This is a genomic window from Streptomyces sp. NPDC050485, assembly GCF_044458185.1.
In the GTDB taxonomy this organism is placed as follows: domain Bacteria; phylum Actinomycetota; class Actinomycetes; order Streptomycetales; family Streptomycetaceae; genus Streptomyces.
Window position 1 is genome coordinate 31,310 of sequence record NZ_JBITHR010000010.1, and the last position, 20,690, is coordinate 51,999.

Genomic DNA, 20,690 nt, shown 5'->3' on the forward strand with positions numbered 1-20,690 from the left:
GGACCGCCACCGGTCGGGGCCCGGCGGCATGCGCCGACCCGGCACGCACAGGGCGCACCGGGTCGGCCCCACCTTGGTAACCCGCACCCCCATCTCCGCCCAAAACGCCCATCTACTAGCGAAAGGCGTCGAGAGGGGCGTCGAGAGACGTAACGATCAGCGAGGGAATACCCGCAGGACACCCGCATCCCCCGGCCAGCGGCCCCTATCGTGCGTAGTAGGCCCCGAAACCCCTGTGCGCCTTGTCACCGCGACCAGGTCCTAAGTCCTTCCCTTTCAGGACCAACGGCCCTCAACCCTCGCTACGCTGACGCGTCGTGGACCCCGCGCAGATAGGCCTCAAGCTCGCGACGAGCGTCGTCGGCCCCCTCGTGAAGAAGCTCTTCGTGACCGAGGGGCCGGGCGCCGGTCTGGTGGACCGCCCGGTCCGCCTCTCCTCGTACGTCTCCTTCCGCGGCGAGAAACGCACCCTGGCCGAACCCGATCTGCGCAGGCTCGCGGCCGCCCTGGTCAAGGAGGGCCTGCGCACCGGCGAGCGGCCCGTCCCGGCCGACGAGGAGCAGGCCGTCACCGATGCGCTCGCCACGACGCTGTACGCCCTCGGCGAGCTCCGCCTCAGCGATGTCGAGGCGGTCGCGCTCGGCCACGAGGCGCTGGCCCGCGAACTGCGCCGGTCCTGCGACCGCCCCGAGCGCCACCTCTCCGCCGACGCGGCCCACTTCTACGAGCGACTGCTGCTCGCCACCTGTCTGCACATCCTGCACTTCTTCACCCAGCGCACGACGTTCGTCCCCGCCACGGTCGTCCAGCAGAGCCGACGGCAGGGCGAACTCACCGCGAAGGTCGACGAGTTGATCGCCAGGACACCGCGCGCCGACGGCCGGGACGCCGACTTCGAGCGCCACTACCTCGCCCATGTCGCCCGCAAACACGGCAAGTTGACGATCTACGGGCTCGACCTCACCAACTCGCCCGGCACCTGGCCCCTGGACGCCGCCTATCTGAGCCTGGAGGCGACCGCCGCCGGCCCGCGCGCCGAGCTCGCCGACCAGCTGCGCGCCTCCGCCACCCGCTACGAACGGCACCCGGGGCTGCTCGCCTCCCGCTTCCACTCCGACCACCTCCCGCGCCGGCCGGGCCCGGCCGAAGAACCGGTCCCCTTTCTGCCGATGCCCGCCGACCAGGCCCTCGCCGACCGCGAGCGCGTCCTGCTCCGCGGCGAGGCGGGCTCCGGCAAGACCACCCTGGTCCAGTGGCTCGCCGTCTCCGCGGCCCGGCAGGACACGGCGACCCCGGACGGCCGGATGGCGTACCTCCGCGACCGCATCCCCTTCGTGCTGCCCCTGCGCACCCTGACCCGGCACGGCGAACGGCTGCCCGCGCCCAAGGACTTCCTCGCCGCTGTCGGCTCCCCGCTGGCCGGGGAGCAGCCCGCCGGCTGGGAGTCCCGGGTGCTCAGCGCAGGCCGGGGCCTGGTCCTGGTCGACGGCATCGACGAGATCCCGGACGCCGAACGCGCCCGTACCCGAAGCTGGCTCGGCGACCTCATCGGCGCCTTCCCCGGCAACCGCTGGCTGGTCACATCCCGCCCCTCCGCCGTGCGCGAGGACTGGCTCGGCGACGAGGACTTCGCGGAGCTGACCATGTCCGCGATGAGCCCGTCGGGTGTGGCCGCCTTCATCGGCCGCTGGCACACGGCCGCCCGGACCGGGGACGGGGAGCAGGACGCGGTCCTCGCGGCGTACGAGTCCCAGCTCCTCGACTCCGTACGCACCAAGTCCGACCTCGGGCGCCTCGCCACCAACCCGCTGATGTGCGGCCTGATCTGCGCGCTGCACCGCGACCGCCGCGGGTTCCTGCCGTACGGCCGAAAGGACCTGTACGACGCGGCCCTCACCATGCTCCTGACCCGCCGCGACCGCGAGCGCAGCATGGATCTGCCCGAGCTGCGCGAGGAACCCCAGGTCCAGCTCCTGCAGCGCATCGCGTACTGGCTGATCCGCAACGGCCGTACCGAGATGGACCGTTCGCGCGCCGAGCAGATCATCGGCGAGCTGCTCCCGGCGGTCCCCGAGATCGCCCGCATCGGCGACGCGCCCGCCGTCTACACCCATTTCCTGCACCGCAGCGGCCTGCTGCGCGAACCGGGCCCCGGCACCGTCGAGTTCGTCCACCGCACCTTCCAGGACTTCCTGGGCGCGCGGGCCGCGGTGGACGAGGGCGCGTGGGGCGAACTGGTCCGGCACGCCGGGGACGACCAGTGGGAGGACGTCGTACGGATGGCCGTCGCCCACGCCCGCCCGCGTGAACGCCGGGAACTCTTCGGTGAGTTGCTCACCTTCGGGGACGAGCACGAGTCCTCGGCCGTCCGGATGCGGGTGCACATGCTGGCCGCGACCTGCCTGGAGCACGCGGCGGAGCTGGACCCGCGCGTACGGGCCGAGGTCGAGCGGCGCACCGCCGGGCTGATCCCGCCGGTCAGCTCCCGCGCCGCGCGGGCCCTCGCCCAGGCGGGCCCACTGATCCTGGACCTGCTGCCGGGGCCGGAAGGCCTGGACGCGGAGACCGCCGAGCATGTCGTCACGGCCGCATCCCACACCGGCTCCGAGCGCGCGATCCCCTTCATGGCACGGTTCGCCCGCCACCCGGCGGTAGGCGTACGCTCCCAACTCGCCTGGTCCTGGGGCAAGTTCGACACCCAGCAGTACGCCGACGAGATCATCGCCCACCTCGATCCGACCGGCCTGTACTTCTGCGCGATGTCCGAGGAGCAGTTGGCCGCCCTGCGGGCGCTGGGGACTCGCCCGCTCCTGGACGCCCGCAACGACCTGTCGCCCGAGGCGCTGGGCACGTACGCGGCACAGGCCCGGCTGGCCGGACTGAGTCTCCGCGACAACGAAGCGATCCGGAACCTGTCGTTCCTGGAGGGGCAGGACTCGCTGACCGAGCTGGCGATCAACGCGTGCCCACGGCTCACCGACCTCACGCACCTGGCGGGCCTCCCCCTGCGCACTCTGATCCTGGGCGCGGCACTCGGGCTCGACCCGCGTCCGCTCTCCGCCCTGGAGGGCTTGGCCAGCTTCACCCTCAAGGGAGGCGACTGGGCGTGGCGGCTGACCGACCTGCCCGCCGGGCCGGCGCTGACGACGTTGGACCTGTCTTCGGCAAGGAGCCCGGCCGAGGGGCTCGGCGGCGGCATCGACCGCTTCGAGACCCTGGACACCCTCTATCTCGGCCCGAGGAACAGCCCCGTGAACAGCGCCGACTGGGCCGCCGTCGCCCGGCTGCCCCGGCTCCGTCTGCTGGGCGTCTTCGGCCGGTCGGTGGACCTGGCTCCGCCCGCCGCCCACCTCGCCGTCACGGGGGTGCTCCTCGACGGGCACACGCCTCCGTCCGCGCTGGAGCGGATTCCCGCGCTCTTTCCCTGCGTCGAGATGCTGGTCTTCCGCCACACCCAGGCGGAAGTCGACGTCACCCCGCTGGCCTCGGCGCCCCGCCTGAAGAATCTGTACTTGGAGTCCCGGGTCACGACCCTGCACGGCGCGGACACCCTCCCGCCGAACGTCCTCACTGTGGAAGGCCGCCCCTACCCGAGCTCTAGGTGAACCACATCCCACCCCTGTCCCAACTACCGTACACAGAGCCAGAATTGGGGTGAGGCGAGGGGGCGCACCATGACCGACGACACCCATGCGTTCGACGGCATCGAACTGGCCGATGCCATCGAGTCCGTACGCGATCAGCTCACCGAGGCCGCAGCCCGGGCCACCGGGCAGCCGCTGGTCTTCGAACTCGGCGACATCCACATGGAGTTCACGCTCGAACTCCGCAAGGAACTCAAGGGCGGCGCCAGGGTCAGGGCCTGGGTGGTGGACGCGGGCGGCGATGCCGGGCGCAGCACGGGGCGTACGCACAAGGTGTCCTTCACCCTGAAGCCGCGCGCCGCCGACGGCGGAACCGCCTGGAAGGTCGGCAACGACGGCCCGGGCGGGCGCTTCGGGGCCGGGCCGCGGTGAGTACGGGGGCGCCGACGACCGCCGAGCGGGTGGTGGCGGTGCTGTCCGACGGGCGGCAGGGCAGCGGCGTCATCGTCTCGCCCTGGCTGGTGCTGACCTGTGCGCACAACCTGGTGGGCGCCTCCCCCGTCCGGCTCGCCCACCCCGCCATCGGCGAGGTGACCGCTCAAGCCCTGTGGCGGGACGCCGAGTTGGACGCCGCACTGATCTACAGCGACGAGGAGCTGCTGCCCGGCCTGCTGCGGATGGGCACCGTCGACACGGCGCAGTCGCTGCCCGGCTGCGAGATCATCGGCTTCCCCGACATCCAGCGCTACGGCCCCGACCACCACCTCGACTACGACCAGTTCGTCGGTACGGTCCTGCCGGTCGCGGGCAGCCTGCGCGACGACCTGGTCTGCGAACTGCACCGGCCCCCGGCCGCCGAGCGCGCCGACGGCAGCTCGCCGCTCGCGGGCCTCTCGGGCGGGCCGCTCTTCGCGGCCGCGACCCTGCTCGGCCTGGTCAAGGAGATCCCGCGCGGCCGCGGCCACCGCAGGGTGGTGTGCGTGCCACTGCGTACCGTCTTCGAATCGGACGCCTTCCGCGCCGCGTTCGCCACCCTGGCCGCCGTGCCCGGCCTCGAACTGGTCACCGGCGTACCCCCGGAGGACCAGCGCTACGAGCGCGAGTACGCGGAGGCGATCGGCGCCTCGTACCGCAAGACGAAGATCTTCGGCCTGGACGAGCTGAACAAGCGGGACTCCGAGTGGGATTTGGACACCGCCTACCTCAGCCTGGAGGCGAGACCGAAGGCGACGGAGCCGCCGCAGGCGGGCCGGCCGCTGATGGACAGCGCGCCGCGGCGCATCGACGCGCTGCTCGCCTCCCGCCCCCGGGTCCTCATCCGCGGCGAGGCGGGCGCGGGCAAGACCACCCTGGTGTGGTGGCTCGCGGCGCACGCGGCGGCCGGCCGGCTCGGCCCCGGCCTCGCCGACCTCAACGCGCTCGTCCCGTTCGTGGTGCCGCTGCGCACCCTGCGCGCCCAGGGCGCCACCTTCCCGCTGCCCGCCCAACTCCCCACCGCCGCACGGCTCGTGGTGGACGCGGCACCCGAGGGCTGGGCCGGGCGGGTCCTGAAGACCGGGCAGGCGCTGCTCCTGGTGGACGGCCTGGACGAGGTCCCGCAGGAGGACCGCGAGGAGGCGCACCGCTGGCTCGCCGCCCTGCTCGACCGCTATCCGCGGACCCGCTGCGTGGTCACCGTACGGCCGATGGCGGTCGAGCCGGACTGGCTGAAGTACGCGGGCTTCGAGGAGCTCAGGCTGCTCCCGATGAACGACGAGGACATCTCCGCGTTCATCGCCGCCTGGCACCGCGCGGCCCGGCTCGACAGCGGCCCGCACGAGGACCTGGACGAGCTGGAGCGCGACCTGTCCGAGCAGTTCAAGCAGAACAGCGCCCTGCGCGGGCTCGCTCGTACCCCGCTGCTGTGCGCCGTCATCTGCGCCCTGCACCGGCTGCGCCAGGGCTTCCTGCCGGACACCCGCTGGAAGCTGTACGAGGCCGCGCTCCGGATGCTGCTCGGCAACCGGGACCAGCAGCGCAAGGTCGAGGCGCCCGAGGGCATCGAGATCAGCGCCGAGGAGTGCACCGAGCTGCTCCAGCGGATCGCGGTGTGGCTGGTGCGCGAGGGCCAGTCGGAGTTCTCCCGCGACCAGGCGCTGCGCCAGCTGAAGCGGGCCCTGTCCGGCATGGAGAACGTACGCGGCCAGGGCACCCCCGAGGATGTGCTGCGGCATCTGCTCAACCGCAGCGGGCTGCTCCAGGAACGCGCCGACGGCGTCTTCCAGTTCACCCACCGCACCTTCCAGGACTTCCTCGCCGCCAAGGAGTTCGTGGAGGACGGCCACCTGGGCGAGCTGTTGCGGCATGCCTCGGAGGAGCAGCAGTGGCAGGACGTGATACTGCTCGCCGCCGGGCACTGCGGCCGCCGCGACCGGCCCGTCCTGGTCAACGGCCTCATCGACGCGGGCTCCCGGCAGGACAGCCACCAGGACAAGGCGAAGATCCACGTCCTCGCGGCCCGCTGCGCCCAGCACGCCGCCTACCTGGACGAGACGACCGCCCGCCGGGTCCGCGAGCGCGTCGCGGCGCTGCTCCCGCCGCGCGACCTGGAGACCGTCACCCTGCTGGCCCGCCTCGGCCCGTCCGTCCTCGGCCACCTTCCGGACCCCGGGGACACACCCCCCGAGGCGCTGGCGAACGTCGTCGGGCTCATCAACCGGGTCGGCGGCGCGGAGGCCGTCGACCACGCCCGCGCCTGGGCCGCCGCCCATCCGGGCGCGGTCGACCTGTTCGCCACCGAGTGGTCGCGCTACCCGGCCGAGCGGTACGCACGTGAAGTGCTCGCCCGCCTCGATCTGCGCGAGGCGCGGCTGCACATGGAGACCCGCTGGCAGCTCGCGCAGCTCCCGCACGTCCCCGACGCCCGCCGGCTGTGGGTCACCGTCCCGCCGGACCTCGGCGCGGACGAACTCCACGCGGCGCTGCGCGGACGCGAGGTGGCCGCGCTGCGCCTGAACGGCACCGACCATCTCAGCGGCCTCGGCTTCCTGCGGGACAGCGCGCACCACCTCGAAGACCTGGAGGTGCTGCGGGGCTCGGGCCTGCGCGACCTGTCCCAGCTCGCCCGGCTGCCGCGCCTCGCCTCGCTCGGACTGCTTGACGTGTCCGCGCAGGAGGTCGACCTGGCCCCGCTCGGCGCGGTCCCGGCCCTGCGCACTCTGCTGTTCGGCAGCAGCACCGACCTCCACCTCGCCCAGCTGCCGGTCCTGGAGCGCGTCAGCACCCTGCACCTGGAGGCGGACCAGGTCGTCGGCTTCGACGCACTGAACCGCTGGCCCGCGCTCAGCTACCTGGAGCTCGCCCCCTCCGCCTCGGCCACCACCAGAAGACTGCTCGGGTACGTGCGCGGCCGGCCCGGCATCACCCGGCTCGGCGTGGCGCTCAGCTCGGTGGCCGCGCTCGCCGGGGTGGCGCCGCTGCCCACCGTCCGCCACCTCGACCTGTGGCTGGCCAACTCCGACGGCGACCTCGGCGCGGTCCTCGCGGTGTTCCCCGCGCTGACGACGGTGGACCTCGCGGTGGGCACCGTCCAGGCCGGCTCGTGGAATCCGGCCGCCCTGCTGCGCCGCCCCGGCCTGACCGTCACCGTCAACGGCGGCCCGCCACCGCCCGAACTCACCTGAGAAACGTGGGGAGTTGGGAGACACGGAAAAGGGGCTGCCCCGCTCGTACGGTGCGTACGAGCGGGGCAGCCCCTTCAGGCAAGGCCTCCGAAGAGGACTACGCCTCCTTGCTCAGGTTCGGACCCGCGCCGCCGGCGGCCGCGTCCTCGATCGGCGGGACGTCGGGCAGGGCCGACTTCTCCTCGCCGCGGAAGGTGAACTTCTTCTCCTCACCCTCGCCCTCGGTGCCGATGACCACGATGTGACCGGGGCGCAGCTCACCGAAGAGGATCTTCTCGGAGAGGATGTCCTCGATCTCCCGCTGGATCGTCCGGCGCAGCGGCCGGGCGCCCATGACCGGGTCGTAGCCCTTCTTGGCGAGCAGCGACTTGGCCTCGGCATTGAGCTCGATGCCCATGTCGCGGTCCTTGAGGCGCTCGTCCACCTTGGCGATCATGAGGTCGACGATCTGGATGATGTCTTCCTCGGTGAGCTGGTGGAAGACCACCGTGTCGTCCACACGGTTCAGGAACTCGGGGCGGAAGTGCTGCTTCAGCTCCTCGTTGACCTTGGCCTTCATGCGGTCGTACCCGGTCTTGACGTCGCCCTGGGCGGCGAAGCCCAGGTTGAAGCCCTTGGAGATGTCCCGGGTCCCGAGGTTGGTCGTCATGATGATGACCGTGTTCTTGAAGTCCACGACCCGGCCCTGGGAGTCGGTCAGGCGACCGTCTTCCAGAATCTGGAGCAGGGAATTGAAGATATCGGGGTGGGCCTTCTCGACCTCGTCGAACAGGACGACGGAGAACGGCTTGCGGCGCACCTTCTCGGTGAGCTGGCCGCCCTCTTCGTAACCCACGTAACCGGGGGGCGAACCGAAGAGGCGGGAAACCGTGTGCTTCTCGCTGAACTCCGACATGTCGAGGGAGATCAGCGCGTCCTCGTCGCCGAAGAGGAATTCCGCGAGGGTCTTCGACAGCTCGGTCTTACCGACACCGGACGGGCCCGCGAAGATGAACGAACCGCCGGGGCGCTTCGGGTCCTTCAGGCCTGCACGGGTACGGCGGATGGCCTGCGAGAGCGCCTTGATGGCGTCCTTCTGGCCGATGACGCGCTTGTGCAGCTCGTCCTCCATGCGGAGCAGTCGCGAGGACTCCTCCTCGGTGAGCTTGAAGACCGGGATGCCCGTGGCCGTGGCCAGCACCTCGGCGATCAGCTCGCCGTCCACCTCGGCGACGACGTCCATGTCGCCGGCCTTCCACTCCTTCTCGCGCTTGGCCTTCGCCGCCAGCAGCTGCTTCTCCTTGTCGCGGAGGGAAGCCGCCTTCTCGAAGTCCTGGGAGTCGATCGCCGACTCCTTGTCGCGACGCACGCCCGCGATCTTCTCGTCGAACTCGCGGAGGTCCGGCGGCGCGGTCATCCGGCGGATGCGCATCCGGGAACCGGCCTCGTCGATCAGGTCGATCGCCTTGTCCGGCAGGAAGCGGTCCGAGATGTACCGGTCGGCCAGCGTCGCGGCCTGGACCAGCGCCTCGTCGGTGATGGAGACGCGGTGGTGGGCCTCGTAGCGGTCGCGCAGACCCTTGAGGATCTCGATGGTGTGCGGGAGCGACGGCTCAGCGACCTGGATGGGCTGGAAGCGGCGCTCAAGAGCGGCGTCCTTCTCCAGGTGCTTGCGGTACTCGTCCAGCGTGGTGGCGCCGATGGTCTGGAGCTCACCACGGGCCAGCATCGGCTTGAGGATGCTCGCCGCGTCGATCGCGCCCTCGGCGGCACCCGCACCCACCAGGGTGTGGAGCTCGTCGATGAACAGGATGATGTCGCCGCGGGTGCGGATCTCCTTGAGGACCTTCTTCAGGCGCTCCTCGAAGTCACCGCGGTAGCGGGAACCGGCGACCAGGGCGCCGAGGTCCAGCGTGTAGAGGTGCTTGTCCTTGAGCGTCTCGGGCACCTCGCCCTTGACGATCGCCTGGGCCAGGCCCTCGACGACGGCGGTCTTGCCGACGCCGGGCTCGCCGATGAGCACCGGGTTGTTCTTGGTGCGGCGGGACAGCACCTGCATGACCCGCTCGATCTCCTTCTCGCGCCCGATGACCGGGTCGAGCTTGGATTCGCGGGCGGCCTGCGTCAGGTTGCGCCCGAACTGGTCGAGCACCAGGGACGTGGAGGGGGTGCCCTCCGCAGGGCCGCCGGCCGTGGCGGCTTCCTTGCCCTGGTAGCCGGAGAGCAGCTGGATGACCTGCTGCCGCACCCGGTTGAGATCGGCGCCCAGCTTCACGAGGACCTGGGCGGCGACGCCCTCGCCCTCGCGGATCAGGCCGAGCAGGATGTGCTCGGTGCCGATGTAGTTGTGGCCGAGCTGGAGGGCCTCGCGGAGCGACAGCTCCAGGACCTTCTTGGCACGGGGCGTGAAGGGGATGTGCCCGGACGGGGCCTGCTGGCCCTGGCCGATGATCTCCTCCACCTGCTGGCGGACCGCCTCGAGCGAAATCCCGAGGCTCTCCAGGGCCTTAGCGGCGACACCCTCACCCTCGTGGATCAGGCCCAGGAGGATGTGCTCGGTGCCGATGTAGTTGTGGTTGAGCATCCGGGCTTCTTCCTGAGCCAGGACGACAACCCGCCGCGCGCGGTCGGTGAACCTCTCGAACATCGTTAATCGCTCCTCAGAGCGGTCGGGCAGTAAGGGGGCGGTCCCCTCCCTGTCCTTCCGCATGCTAGTCCCGCAGGGCGGGACAGCTCATTCCAACTGCCGACACCCGTTCATTGCCTCCCGGCCCGAACAGCCGACAACTGCTCCAACCCGATGGTGCGAGACGATGTTCCCGCAGGCCAGGCAGATACCCCTGTCTCCACTACGCCGATGGCGAACGTGAGACCGCCTGACGAGCGTGTCGCCCCTCCCCACTAGGAATGTCTTACCCGTAAACGCGGACACTCCATGCGGCGCACCCCGGTTCCGTAAGCTACGGGCGAACACTCTCGCGCCCGCTCACACCCCCACACGCCCCAGAAACCGCAACGCAGCGCATTCGTCCGGGAACTCTGCGTAACTCCGTGCCGTTTCTTCAGTTGCTCCGGACATGGCTCTCACCGTCCCGGCACCCCGCGCCCCCCTGGATGGCCCGCTCGCGCAGTGGTACGAGCGCGAGCTCGGCTGGGCCGTCTCGGCGGGTCCCCCCGTCCAGCTGCTCACCGGTCTGCGCTTCGACGTCCTGGAACTCCCGGCGACCGCCGGCTTCGCCCTGCTGAAGCGGTACGAGCACACCGGCCCGGTCGCCCTCATGGGGCGCCGGATGCGGCTGCTCGTCGCCGCCGGAAGCGCGGACGAGCTGCCGGGGCTGCTCGACTGGCTGGAGTGGGGCGGGGTCGGCCTCGACCTGACGGCCATCGGCGCGGGCGGCCGGATCACCGCCCCGCTGCCCCCGGGCCGGTCCGGCTCCCAGGGGGCCGCCGTGTGGCTGCGGCCCCCCGAGCCCGGGTGCGAGGTGGAGGCGTGCCTCCCGGCGTTCACCGGATTCACGGAATCCAGCGGATTCACAGGAATCACAAAGGGCGGTGGCGCCGGTGCGGACGGAGTTTCCGGGGGCCCCGGGAACAGGTCCGCCGGCTCCCCCGGATCCCGCAGTGGCCGCGCCGCGGGCCTCAGCCTGGTGCGGCTGGTGGCCGCGGCGGCGACGGAATGCCACCGGGCCCGGCTGTTTCACGCGAAATCCCCAGGTGGTGCGGGGAGTGCGGGAACTCAGCCGTTCTGCTTCTCGTAGGCCTCACGGATATCGGCCGGGACGCGTCCGCGGTCGTTCACGTTGTAACCCTGCTCCTTGGCCCACTTGCGGATCTCGGCCGTGTTCTGGTGGCCGCCGCCGAGCACCGCACCGCGGGCCTTGGCGCGACCGCCCGCCGCGCGGCCACCGGTACGCCGGCCGCTCTTGAGGTACGGCTCAAGCGCGCTGCGGAGCTTGTCCGCGTTGGCGGTGGTGAGGTCGATCTCGAAGCTCTTCCCGTCAAGAGCGAACGTCACGGTCTCGTCAGCCTCGCCACCGTCGAGGTCATCGACAAGAAGGACCTGAACCTTCTGTGCCACCGGATTTCCTTTCATCGAAAATGCAGTACGCGGAAAGGAAACCGCTTTTGACTGGAAAACACAAACCCCCCGGAGAGGTTCAGGATCCTTCCCCGGCGGGAAACGTACGCGATTCGGACATAGGGTTCCGACAGCTTCCTGCCGCTTCACCGATCACAGGTGCAGAAGCATCCGGGTGTTGCCCAAGGTGTTCGGCTTCACTCGTTCGAGACCGAGGAACTCGGCGACGCCCTCGTCATAGGAGCGCAGCAGCTCGCTGTAGACATCTGTGTCCACGGTATCGACCGGAGTCTCCCCGATCTCGGTGAAGCCGTGCTTCGCGAAGAACGCGACTTCGAAGGTGAGGCAGAAAACCCGGCGCACTCCGAGCCTGCGCGCCGTCCGCAGCAGCTCGCCGAGCACAAGATGTCCTACGCCGGAGCCCTTGGACTCGGGATCCACGGCGAGAGTGCGCACTTCGGCGAGGTCTTCCCACATCACGTGCAGCGCCCCGCAGCCGACCACCCGGCCGTCCGAGCGGCGTTCCGCCACCCAGAACTCCTGGATGGACTCGTAAAGCGTGACGGTTGCTTTGTCGAGCAGGATCCCGGCCCCGACGTACGCGTCGAGAAGGCTTCGCACGGCCCGTACATCGCTCGTCCTGGCCCGGCGGACGGTGACGGCATTAGCGGCGGGATAAGACATGCCTGGACGCTATCGCCCCGCCCCGCCCCCGGACGCATCGCCCTCTTCGGATCCGTGTTCGGCTTCGGGATCCGGTTCGGGTTCGGGATCGGGATCGGGATCGGGTTCCGGCTGCTGCACCATGCGTACGGCATCGCGGAGGGCCTCGCGCTCCTCGGCCGACATCATGCCGAAGAAGGCGACGAGAGCGGCCGCCGGGTTGTCGCTCTGGGACCAGGCTTCGTTCATCAGCGCGGCGGCGTACGCGGCGCGCGTGGAGACCGCCGTATATCGATAGGCCCGGCCGTCGACTTCCCTGCGGACCCAGCCCTTCTGATGGAGATTGTCCATTACGGTCATGACCGTGGTGTAGGCGATGGACCGTTCCTGCTGAAGGTCTTCGAGGACTTCCCGGACGGTCACCGGACGGTTCCACTGCCAGACGCGGGTCATGACGGCGTCTTCCAGCTCTCCCAATTGACGGGGCACATCTGCACCATAGTGGGAGATGTCGCGAATGGCTGGTTATTTGCTGCTAGTACGCAGCGAAAAGGGCGCACGTCGGGAAATACCCCGTGCGCCCCTGCTGGGTGTGCCTGTGTGCCGTCCGGACCGACGGGTCAGGAGGCGGGCTTCTGCTGTGCGGCCTCGGCGCGGGCGAGCGCGACGTCCACGGCCGCGTCCTCCTTGCCCTTGTTGGGACCACCCTGGCTCTTCACGATCGTCACGACGAGCGCGATGAAGAAGATGGCCATCACCACGGGGGGCAGAAGCGCGGAAACGTAGTCCATACCGACAGGGTAGCTACCCGGCCGCGCGCTGAGCGGGCGGGGGCACCGGGCGGCGGCGTGGCGGGAAGACCTCGGACGGCTTGGGTACGGGCCGCTCGGGCCCGGGCACCGGGCGGGCCGGGGCCACCGGACGCGGCTCGGCGGCCTTGTCCTTGCCCTTGCCCTTGTCCTTTTCCGCGGCACGTCCGCCGACCAGCGTGAGCAGCCGGGTGCGCGGACCCGGCGCGGCGGCGGCGCGGCCCGCCAGGCGGGCCCGCAGGGAGCGTTCGGCGAGGAGCTGACAGCGGGCGAGCAGGGCCGCGCAGACCGGGTTGGAGCGCAGCGCGCGCAGGGCGGCCAGGTCGTCGGGCCCGGGGTCGTAGCCGGCCGCCAGGGCGTCCTGGAGCAGCTCCGTGTAGCCGGGCAGCGAGCCGGGCAGCGCCTCGCGGTAGCGGGCGAGGTCGGCAAGCAGGAAGGCGCGCAGCCGGTCCGCCTCGCGGACGACCTCGTCCACGGAGTCGGCGAGGCGCAGGCAGTCCTGGACGTCCCCGTCCTGCACGGCGCTGGGATGGAGGGCGATGGCGAGGGCGCGCCGGAGCACACGCAGCTCGGCTGCGCCGAACGCCATGCCGCCGCGGGATCCGTATGGCGTGGGCATGCGGTGACGATACGTCCTAAATGGACAAAATCCGCTTAATGCTCCGATATTGGGCGCGTTGGCGACCCGGCGTGGAGCGGCCCCGGCGGGTGGGGCGGCCCGGCGCGCGGAGGTGCCCCGGCGCGTGGAGCGGCGGCACATCCAGCGCCGCCGCCCCACCCGCCCCGCGGATCCGCCTCAGGAGCGCGACACGTTGCGCTCGTACACCAGCCGCAGGCCGATCAGAGTCAGCCACGGCTCGTGCTCGTCGATCTCCTCGGCCTCGCCGAGGACCATCGGAGCCAGGCCCCCGGTCGCGATGACCGTGACGTCGTCCGGGTCGCCGCCGGGGCCGACCAGCTCGCGCTTCATGCGCCGCACCACGCCGTCGACCTGTCCGGCGAACCCGTACACGATGCCGGACTGCATGGCCTCGACGGTGTTCTTGCCGATCACCGAGCGGGGGCGGGCCACCTCGATCTTGCGGAGCTGGGCACCCCGGATGCCCAGCGCGTCGACGGAGATCTCGATGCCGGGGGCGATGACGCCGCCGGTGTACTCGCCGCGCGCGCTGACCGCGTCGAACGTCGTGCCCGTACCGAAGTCGACGACGATCGCCGGACCGCCGTAGAGCTCGACGGCGGCGACCGAGTTGACGATGCGGTCGGCGCCGACCTCCTTCGGGTTGTCGGTCAGGACCGGCACGCCCGTCTTGATGCCGGGCTCCACGAGCACCGCGGGGACGTCGCCGTAGTAGCGGCGGGTCACCTCGCGCAGTTCGTGCAGTACGGACGGGACGGTCGCGCAGATCGCGATGCCCTCGATGCCGTCGCCCAGCTCCGCGCCGAGCAGCGGGTGGGTGCCCATCAGACCGTTGAGCAGGACGGCCAGCTCGTCGGCGGTGCGGCGGGCGTCGGTGGAGATCCGCCAGTGCTCGACGACCTCCTCGCCGTCGAACAGGCCGAGGACGGTGTGGGTGTTGCCGACGTCGATCGTGAGCAGCATCAGGCCCGGCCCTCTCGGGTGGCCTCGCGCAGGTCCAGGCCGATGTCGAGGATCGGCGAGGAGTGCGTGAGGGCGCCCACCGCGAGGTAGTCGACGCCCGTCGCGGCGTACGCGGCGGCGTTCGCCAGGGTGAGGCGGCCCGAGGATTCGAGCATCGCGCGGCCGGCGACCAGCGCGACCGCCTCGGCCGTCTGCTCCGGGGTGAAGTTGTCCAGCAGGATCAGGTCGGCCCCGGCGTCCAGGACTTCGGTGACCTGGGCGAGGGTGTCGACCTCGACCTCGATCGCCAGGTCCGGGAAGCGGTCGCGGACGGCCTTGAAGGCCTCGGCGACGCCGCCCGCGGCCACCACGTGGTTGTCCTTGACCAGGGCCGCGTCCGAGAGCGACATCCGGTGGTTGACGCCGCCGCCGCAGCGGACCGCGTACTTCTCCAGGGCGCGCAGCCCCGGCGTGGTCTTGCGGGTGTCGCGGACCTTCGCGCCGGTGCCTTCGAGGGCGTCGGCCCAGGCGCGGGTGGCGGTCGCGATGCCGGACAGGCGGCACAGCAGGTTCAGCGCGCTGCGCTCGCCGGTCAGCAGGTCGCGGGTGCGGGTGGTGACGCTGAGCAGCTTCTGCCCGGCCGCCACCCGGTCGCCGTCGGCGACGTGCCGCTCGACCTCGAACTCCTCCGTACAGACGATGGACAGGATCGCCTCGGCGACCCGCAGGCCCGCGACCGTACCGGGCTCGCGGGCCGTGAAGTCGCCGGTGGCGACGGCGTCCTGGGGGACGGTCGCGGCCGACGTGACGTCCAGGCCGCCGTCCAGGTCCTCCTCGATGGCGAGGTGGGCGATGTCCTCGACCTGTACGGGGTCGAGGCCGGACTCGGCGAGCAGCGCGGCGAGCGCGGGGTCGAGCCCGCACTCGTACACCTCCTCGCCGCCGCAGCCGCAGTCGTCACCGCAGCCGCCGCCCTGGGCGGGCGCACCGATCTGGATCAGGGGGACGTCCACCGGCTGGGGACGGAGTTCCTCGGGCGTGCTCACGGTTACGGCTCCAGGGGGGTGGCGTCGAGGGTCGGGGGGAAGGTGGCGCTGTCGGTGGGGCGGATGTCCAGGGACCGCCCGGGGGTGATGCTCACGACGAGGTGGCGCCGCCAGGCCGCGTCGTCGCGGTCGGGCCGGTCCTCGCGCCAGTGGCAGCCGCGGGTCTCCTCGCGGGCGGCGGCCGCGGCGACCAGGACGCGGGCGACGAGCAGCAGGTTGGTGGTCTCCCACGCCTCGACGCCCGGCACGGCGGCCTTGTGCTCGTCGGCGCGGATCGCCTCCAGGCGGTCGGCCGCCTCGGCGAGGCTCTCGGCGGACCGCAGCACTCCGGCGCCCGTGGTCATGATCCGCTGGATCCGGATGCGGGCGGCCGGGTCGAGCAGCGGCACCGGGCCGCCGTGCGGATCGGCCTCAACCGCCTTGTCCGGTACGGGAGTCGGGGCATCTCCGGCGAGGTCCGCGGCACCGGCCCGCGCACCGCTCGCCGCGATGTCCGCCGCGATGTTCTCCGCGAAGACCAGGCCCTCCAGGAGGGAGTTGGAGGCGAGCCGGTTGGCGCCGTGGACGCCGGTGCAGGCCGCCTCGCCGCAGGCGTAGAGGCCGGGCACGGTGGTGCGGCCGCGCAGATCGGTGCGGATGCCGCCGGACGCGTAGTGCGCGGCGGGGGCGACCGGGATCGGCTCGGTCACCGGGTCGATGCCGTGCGAACGGCAGGCGGCCAGGATGGTCGGGAAGCGCCGCGCCCACATCTCGGCGCCGAAGTGCCGGGCGTCCAGGTACATGTGCGCGGCGCCCTGCGCCTGCATCCGGCGGGTGATGGCCTTGGCCACGATGTCGCGCGGGGCCAGCTCGGCGAGCTCGTGCTGGCCCAGCATGAAGCGGGTCCCGGCCGCGTCGACCAGGTGCGCGCCCTCGCCGCGTACAGCCTCCGAGACCAGCGGCTGCTGGCCCTCCGACTCCGCGCCGAGGAACAGCACCGTCGGGTGGAACTGGACGAATTCGAGGTCGGAGATCTCGGCGCCCGCGCGCAGCGCGAGGGCCACCCCGTCGCCCGTGGACACCGACGGGTTGGTCGTCGCCGAGAACACCTGGCCCATGCCACCGGTCGCCAGGACCACCGCGGGCGCGCGGACCGCGCCCACGCCGTCGTGCTGGCCCTCCCCCATGACGTGCAGGGTGATGCCGGCGGTGCGGCCGTCCGCGTCCTTGAGGAGGTCGAGGACCAGGGCGTTCTCGATGGTCCGCACGGCCGTCGTACGGACCGCCTCGACCAGCGCGCGGGAGATCTCGGCGCCGGTCGCGTCGCCGCCCGCGTGCGCGATGCGGTGGCGGTGGTGGCCGCCCTCGCGGGTCAGCGAGATCGTGCCGGAGTCGTCGGTGTCGAAGTGGGCGCCGGTCGCGATCAGCCGCCGTACGGCGTCCGGGCCCTCGGTCACCAGCAGGCGTACCGCGTCCTCGTCGCACAGGCCGACGCCCGCGACCAGGGTGTCGTCCAGGTGCTGCCCGGGGGTGTCGCCCTCGCCGAGCGCGGCCGCTATGCCGCCCTGCGCCCAGCGCGTCGAGCCGTCGTCCAGGCGGGCCTTGGTAACGACGACCGTGGCGAGGCCCGCCGCCGTGCAGCGCAGGGCGGCGGTCAGGCCGGCGACGCCGGAGCCGACGACCACGACGTCCGCGTCGATGGCCCAGCCGGCCGCGGGGGCGTCAAGGCGTATGCCGGTGCTTGTCATTCCGGTGCTCCGAACGTGAGCGGGATGTTGTCGATGAGGCGCGTGGTGCCGACGCGGGCGGCGACCGCGAGGATCGCCTCACCGCGGAAACCTTCGGGGGCCTCCGTGAACGTCGCAGGGTCCACGAGCGCCAAGTAGTCGGCCACGACCGGGGGTTCGGCCTTCGCCGCGGTGTCGAGCACGCCCTGGGCGACGGCCTTGATGGCCGCGGGGGACGGCGCCGCCGCGGCGACCGCGTACGCGTCGGCGGCCGCGCGGGCCTCGCCGATCGCGGTGAGCGCGTCGGCCCGGCCGGTGACCGCGCCCGACGCGGTCGCGCGGGCGTGCAGCGCGTGCTCGGCGGCGAGCCGGTCGCGGGCCGCGAACAGCGCGCGGGAGAGGGCGAGGGCCGCGGTCCGCTCGGGCGGGGCGAGGTAGCGGTTGCGGCTGGAGAGGGCGAGGCCGTCGTCCTCGCGCACCGTCGGTACGCCGACGATCTCCACCGGGAAGTTCAGATCGCGCACCATGCGCCGGATCAGCGCCAGCTGCTGGGCGTCCTTCTGCCCGTACAGCGCGAGGTCGGGCGCGGTCAGATGGAGCAGTTTGGCGACGACGGTCAGCATGCCGTCGAAGTGGCCGGGTCTGGAGGCGCCTTCGAGACGCTCGCCCATGGGGCCCGCGGTGACGCGCACTTGGGGCTCGCCGCCGGGATAGACCTCATCGGCCGAGGGCGCGAACACGGCGTCGGCGCCCGCCCGTTCGGCGATGGCGCGGTCCGCGTCCAGCGTGCGCGGATAGCGCTCCAGATCCTCGCCCGCGCCGAACTGGAGCGGGTTGACGAACACGGTGACCACCAACTGGCCCTCGGCGCCGACCAGTTGGCGCGCGGTACGGATCAGGGTGGCATGGCCCTCGTGGAGCGCGCCCATGGTCATGACGACAGCGCGCCGGCCGGTTCTGGTCAGCGCCGCGAGCTCCGCCGCCGTACGCACGAGGGCGGGCTGGGCCGGCTGGGCTGTCATCGGCCCTCTCCTTCGGCGAGCACGCCGAGCAGGTCCTCGGCGAGCTCGGGCTTCAGCAGTCCGTGGGCGAGCGCCCGGTCGGCGGTGGTACGGGCCATCGCGAGGTAGCCGGCGACCGTGCCCGGCGCGTGCTTGCGCAGCTCGGCGACGTGCGCGGCGACCGTGCCGGCGTCGCCGCGCGCGACCGGTCCGGTCAGCGCCGCGTCGCCGGAGCGCAGCGCGTTGTCGAGGGCGGCGCCGAGCAGCGGGCCGAGCATGCGGTCGGGGGCCTCGACACCGGCCTGGCGCAGCAGCTCCATGGACTGGGCGACCAGCGTGACCAGGTGGTTCGCGCCGAGGGCGAGGGCCGCGTGGTAGAGCGGGCGGGCCGCCTCCTCGATCCACTCCGGTTCGCCGCCCATCTCGATGACCAGCGCCTCGGCGGCGAGCCGCAGCTCCTCGGGGGCGGTCACGCCGAAGGAGCAGCCCGCGAGCCGCTGGACGTCCACGCTCGTCCCGGTGAACGTCATCGCCGGGTGCAGGGCCAGCGGCAGCGCGCCGGCCCGCCGGGCCGGGTCCAGGACGGCCGTCCCGTACCGCCCGGAGGTGTGCACGACGAGCTGCCCCGGCCGGATCGCGCCGGTCTCGGCGAGGCCCTCGACCAGGCCGGGCAGCGCGTCGTCGGGGACGGTGAGCAGCACGAGGTCGGCGCGCTCCATGACCTGGGCGGGCGGGACCACGGGCACGTCGGGCAGCAGCGCCGCGGCCCGGCGCACGGAGGCGTCGGAGACACCGGAGACCGCGACCGGGCGGTGACCGGCGAGCTGCAGGGCCGCGGCGAGGGCGGGTCCTACCCGGCCCGCCCCGACGACGCCCACGGCGAGGCGGGCGGGGCGGTCCGCCGGGCTGTGGTCGAAGCGGTGCTCTGGTGGTGCGTTCACGCGTGCGGGCCTTCCGTTCCAGTCCGCGAGGGGTACCGGACGCCAAACCAAAATCAAACGGCCCCGTCATGCTACGCCCAGGGCCCGAAAACCCTTTGGGTTGTCCACAGGCTGTGGGCCATCATCGCGCCATGGCAGATTCCGAGCTCCATCCCCTTCCCGGATCCACCGCCGACACCCCTGGCGGGACGCCGGAGAAGACCCCGGAACAGGCCCGGCAGCACCGCCTGGCCGTCTACCGGGGCGCCAAGCGGAGACTGGCGGACCAGACGGTCGACCACACCCTCAAGAGGCGCCTGACGGCCCTCCTGGCGGACGGCGCCGAGGTCTACGACCTGGACGAGGCCGGCGACATCTACGGCAACGGCGCCGTCGCCGAGCTGGAGCGGCGCACCGCCGAGGCGCTCGGCTTCCCCGCCGCCGCCTTCTTCCCGACCGGCACCATGGCCCAGCAGGTCGCCCTGCGCTGCTGGGCCTCGCGCACCGGCGACCCGACGGTCGCCCTGCACCCGATGTCCCACCCCGAGGTCCACGAGCGCAACGCGTTCAGCGAGGTCAGCGGCCTGCGCACGGTCCACCCGACGGACGGGCCGAGGCTGCCGACCGCCGACGAGGTGCGGGGCTTCGAGGAGCCCTTCGGCACCCTGATGCTGGAACTGCCGCTGCGTGAGGCGGGGTACGTCCTGCCGACCTGGGACGAACTGGTCGCCGTGGTCGAGGCGGCCCGGGAGCGCGACGCCGTGGTGCACTTCGACGGCGCCCGGATCTGGGAGACCACCGCCCACTTCGGCCGTTCCCTGCCCGAGATCGCGGGCCTCGCGGACAGCGTGTACGTGTCCTTCTACAAGACGCTGGGCGGCCTGTCGGGCGCGGTCCTGGTGGGCTCCGAGTCGCTGATCGAGCAGGCCCGCACCTGGCGGCACCGCTACGGCGGCCAACTCTTCCAGCAGTTCCCGGCCGCCCTGACGGGTCTGCTCGGCCTGCGCGAGACGCTGCCCGAGCTCCCTGCGTACGTCGCCCACGCCAAGGTCGTGGCGAAGGCGATCGGGGAGGGCCTCACCGAGGCGGGCGTGCCGTGGTTCCGGGTGAACCCCGAGCCGCCGCACACGCACGAGTTCCAGGTGTGGCTGCCGTACGACGCCGAGGTGCTCAGCGCCGCCGCGCTGCGGCAGGCCGAGGAGACCGGCGTCTGCCTGTTCCGCCGCTGGTTCCCCAACCCCTGGGGACCGGCCGGCCTCGCCGTCACCGAGGTGACGGTGAACGCGCCAGGCCTGGCGTGGACCGCCGACGACGTACGGGCCGCGGTGGCCGACTTCGTACGACTGCTGCCGTAGCCGGGGCGCCCCGGCGGGCGCCCGCTCAGCGGCAGGCGGGCGGGTGCCGGCGGGGGTGGTGCGGGGCGAACAGGTGGGCCAGCGCGGCCCGCAGCCGGCCGGTGGCGAGCCGGCCCGCCAGGACCGCCTCGAAGCGGCGGTAGTCCCGCAGCTCCCGCAGGGTGGCCACGTCGTGGGTGCCGGGGAGCGGCGGCGCGGGCTCGGCGTGCTGTGCCGCGCGGTATCTGTCGATCATGTGCTGCTGCATCGCGTCCATGCCTCCACGGTGATCCTGTTCCGGCCCCGCGTCGCGCCGATTGACGAGC

The 20,690-nt window shown here is 72.2% G+C and carries 17 protein-coding genes; 5 read left to right on the plus strand and 12 right to left on the minus strand.

All coding sequences use genetic code 11. From position 1 onward, the window contains the following. Positions 1-317: 317 nt before the first annotated feature. The 3 genes from ACIBK6_RS21045 (at position 318) to ACIBK6_RS21055 (ending at position 7,246) form a co-directional block, all read left to right on the plus strand. Positions 318-3,605, plus strand: coding sequence for an NACHT domain-containing protein (locus tag ACIBK6_RS21045; protein ID WP_399052804.1), 3,288 nt, complete (start codon positions 318-320; stop codon positions 3,603-3,605). A gap of 69 nt (positions 3,606-3,674) precedes the next feature. After that, positions 3,675-4,016, plus strand: a complete 342-nt coding sequence (locus ACIBK6_RS21050; protein ID WP_399052805.1) for a trypco2 family protein — start codon at positions 3,675-3,677, stop codon at positions 4,014-4,016. Next, positions 4,013-7,246 (plus strand): NACHT domain-containing protein, encoded by a 3,234-nt coding sequence (locus ACIBK6_RS21055; RefSeq protein ID WP_399052806.1) that lies wholly within the window; start codon positions 4,013-4,015, stop codon positions 7,244-7,246. The genes ACIBK6_RS21050 and ACIBK6_RS21055 overlap by 4 nt, the downstream gene beginning before the upstream one ends. A 97-nt stretch (positions 7,247-7,343) precedes the next feature. Here ACIBK6_RS21055 and ACIBK6_RS21060 read toward each other — a convergent pair whose 3' ends face one another. Then, on the minus strand, positions 7,344-9,872 hold the full coding sequence (locus ACIBK6_RS21060; RefSeq protein WP_399052807.1) for an ATP-dependent Clp protease ATP-binding subunit: 2,529 nt from the start codon (positions 9,870-9,872) through the stop codon (positions 7,344-7,346). 430 nt (positions 9,873-10,302) lie between these two features. Between ACIBK6_RS21060 and ACIBK6_RS21065 the strand changes: the two genes are divergently transcribed. Continuing rightward, complete coding sequence (locus ACIBK6_RS21065; protein ID WP_399052808.1) at positions 10,303-10,983, plus strand: SCO3374 family protein; 681 nt, start codon at positions 10,303-10,305, stop codon at positions 10,981-10,983. Here the strand turns inward: ACIBK6_RS21065 and ACIBK6_RS21070 are convergent. From ACIBK6_RS21070 to ACIBK6_RS21115, 10 genes are all read right to left on the minus strand, one after another. Continuing rightward, a complete protein-coding gene (locus tag ACIBK6_RS21070) occupies positions 10,962-11,303 on the minus strand; it encodes an Lsr2 family protein (RefSeq protein WP_399052809.1) in 342 nt (113 codons plus the stop codon). The genes ACIBK6_RS21065 and ACIBK6_RS21070 overlap by 22 nt on opposite strands. Before the next feature lie 153 nt (positions 11,304-11,456). Beyond that, entirely contained in the window at positions 11,457-11,987 is a 531-nt protein-coding gene (locus ACIBK6_RS21075) for an amino-acid N-acetyltransferase (RefSeq protein ID WP_399052810.1), read from the minus strand. A 9-nt stretch (positions 11,988-11,996) separates the two neighbouring features. Beyond that, entirely contained in the window at positions 11,997-12,455 is a 459-nt protein-coding gene (locus ACIBK6_RS21080; protein WP_399052811.1) for a BlaI/MecI/CopY family transcriptional regulator, read from the minus strand. 131 nt (positions 12,456-12,586) lie between these two features. After that, positions 12,587-12,757: a hypothetical protein gene (locus ACIBK6_RS21085; protein WP_399052812.1), complete on the minus strand. Its 171-nt coding sequence runs from the start codon at positions 12,755-12,757 to the stop codon at positions 12,587-12,589. A gap of 13 nt (positions 12,758-12,770) precedes the next feature. Beyond that, the gene (locus ACIBK6_RS21090) at positions 12,771-13,364 is read right to left on the minus strand and encodes a hypothetical protein (RefSeq protein WP_399053048.1); all 594 of its coding nucleotides are present in this window, start codon (positions 13,362-13,364) and stop codon (positions 12,771-12,773) included. 207 nt (positions 13,365-13,571) lie between these two features. After that, entirely contained in the window at positions 13,572-14,378 is an 807-nt protein-coding gene (locus tag ACIBK6_RS21095; protein ID WP_399052813.1) for a type III pantothenate kinase, read from the minus strand. Further along, on the minus strand, positions 14,378-15,403 hold the full coding sequence (gene nadC, locus ACIBK6_RS21100) for a carboxylating nicotinate-nucleotide diphosphorylase (RefSeq protein WP_399052814.1): 1,026 nt from the start codon (positions 15,401-15,403) through the stop codon (positions 14,378-14,380). The genes ACIBK6_RS21095 and nadC overlap by 1 nt, the downstream gene beginning before the upstream one ends. Before the next feature lie 2 nt (positions 15,404-15,405). After that, positions 15,406-17,130 (minus strand): L-aspartate oxidase, encoded by a 1,725-nt coding sequence (locus tag ACIBK6_RS21105; protein ID WP_399052815.1) that lies wholly within the window; start codon positions 17,128-17,130, stop codon positions 15,406-15,408. Continuing rightward, a complete protein-coding gene (panC, locus tag ACIBK6_RS21110) occupies positions 17,127-18,131 on the minus strand; it encodes a pantoate--beta-alanine ligase (protein ID WP_399052817.1) in 1,005 nt (334 codons plus the stop codon). The genes ACIBK6_RS21105 and panC overlap by 4 nt, the downstream gene beginning before the upstream one ends. Continuing rightward, positions 18,128-19,051 (minus strand): Rossmann-like and DUF2520 domain-containing protein, encoded by a 924-nt coding sequence (locus ACIBK6_RS21115; protein ID WP_399052818.1) that lies wholly within the window; start codon positions 19,049-19,051, stop codon positions 18,128-18,130. Before ACIBK6_RS21115 ends, panC begins: the two co-directional genes overlap by 4 nt. Positions 19,052-19,182: 131 nt before the next feature. Between ACIBK6_RS21115 and ACIBK6_RS21120 the strand changes: the two genes are divergently transcribed. Beyond that, entirely contained in the window at positions 19,183-20,385 is a 1,203-nt protein-coding gene (locus ACIBK6_RS21120; RefSeq protein WP_399052819.1) for a threonine aldolase family protein, read from the plus strand. 25 nt (positions 20,386-20,410) lie between these two features. Here the strand turns inward: ACIBK6_RS21120 and ACIBK6_RS21125 are convergent, their stop codons facing one another. Beyond that, positions 20,411-20,641 (minus strand): hypothetical protein, encoded by a 231-nt coding sequence (locus ACIBK6_RS21125; RefSeq protein ID WP_399052820.1) that lies wholly within the window; start codon positions 20,639-20,641, stop codon positions 20,411-20,413. Between the last annotated feature and the right edge of the window lie 49 nt (positions 20,642-20,690).

Excerpts from the sequence above, each read along its gene's own strand:
- ACIBK6_RS21050 (WP_399052805.1), top strand. The coding sequence starts at position 3,675 with ATGACCGACGACACCCATGCGTTCGACGGCATCGAACTGGCCGATGCC.
- ACIBK6_RS21060 (WP_399052807.1), bottom strand. The coding sequence starts at position 9,872 with ATGTTCGAGAGGTTCACCGACCGCGCGCGGCGGGTTGTCGTCCTGGCT.
- ACIBK6_RS21065 (WP_399052808.1), top strand. The coding sequence starts at position 10,303 with ATGGCTCTCACCGTCCCGGCACCCCGCGCCCCCCTGGATGGCCCGCTC.
- ACIBK6_RS21075 (WP_399052810.1), bottom strand. The coding sequence starts at position 11,987 with ATGTCTTATCCCGCCGCTAATGCCGTCACCGTCCGCCGGGCCAGGACG.
- ACIBK6_RS21085 (WP_399052812.1), bottom strand. The coding sequence starts at position 12,757 with ATGGACTACGTTTCCGCGCTTCTGCCCCCCGTGGTGATGGCCATCTTC.
- ACIBK6_RS21090 (WP_399053048.1), bottom strand. The coding sequence starts at position 13,364 with ATGGCGTTCGGCGCAGCCGAGCTGCGTGTGCTCCGGCGCGCCCTCGCC.
- ACIBK6_RS21095 (WP_399052813.1), bottom strand. The coding sequence starts at position 14,378 with ATGCTGCTCACGATCGACGTCGGCAACACCCACACCGTCCTCGGCCTG.
- ACIBK6_RS21105 (WP_399052815.1), bottom strand. The coding sequence starts at position 17,130 with ATGACAAGCACCGGCATACGCCTTGACGCCCCCGCGGCCGGCTGGGCC.
- panC (WP_399052817.1), bottom strand. The coding sequence starts at position 18,131 with ATGACAGCCCAGCCGGCCCAGCCCGCCCTCGTGCGTACGGCGGCGGAG.
- ACIBK6_RS21120 (WP_399052819.1), top strand. The coding sequence starts at position 19,183 with ATGGCAGATTCCGAGCTCCATCCCCTTCCCGGATCCACCGCCGACACC.
- ACIBK6_RS21125 (WP_399052820.1), bottom strand. The coding sequence starts at position 20,641 with ATGGACGCGATGCAGCAGCACATGATCGACAGATACCGCGCGGCACAG.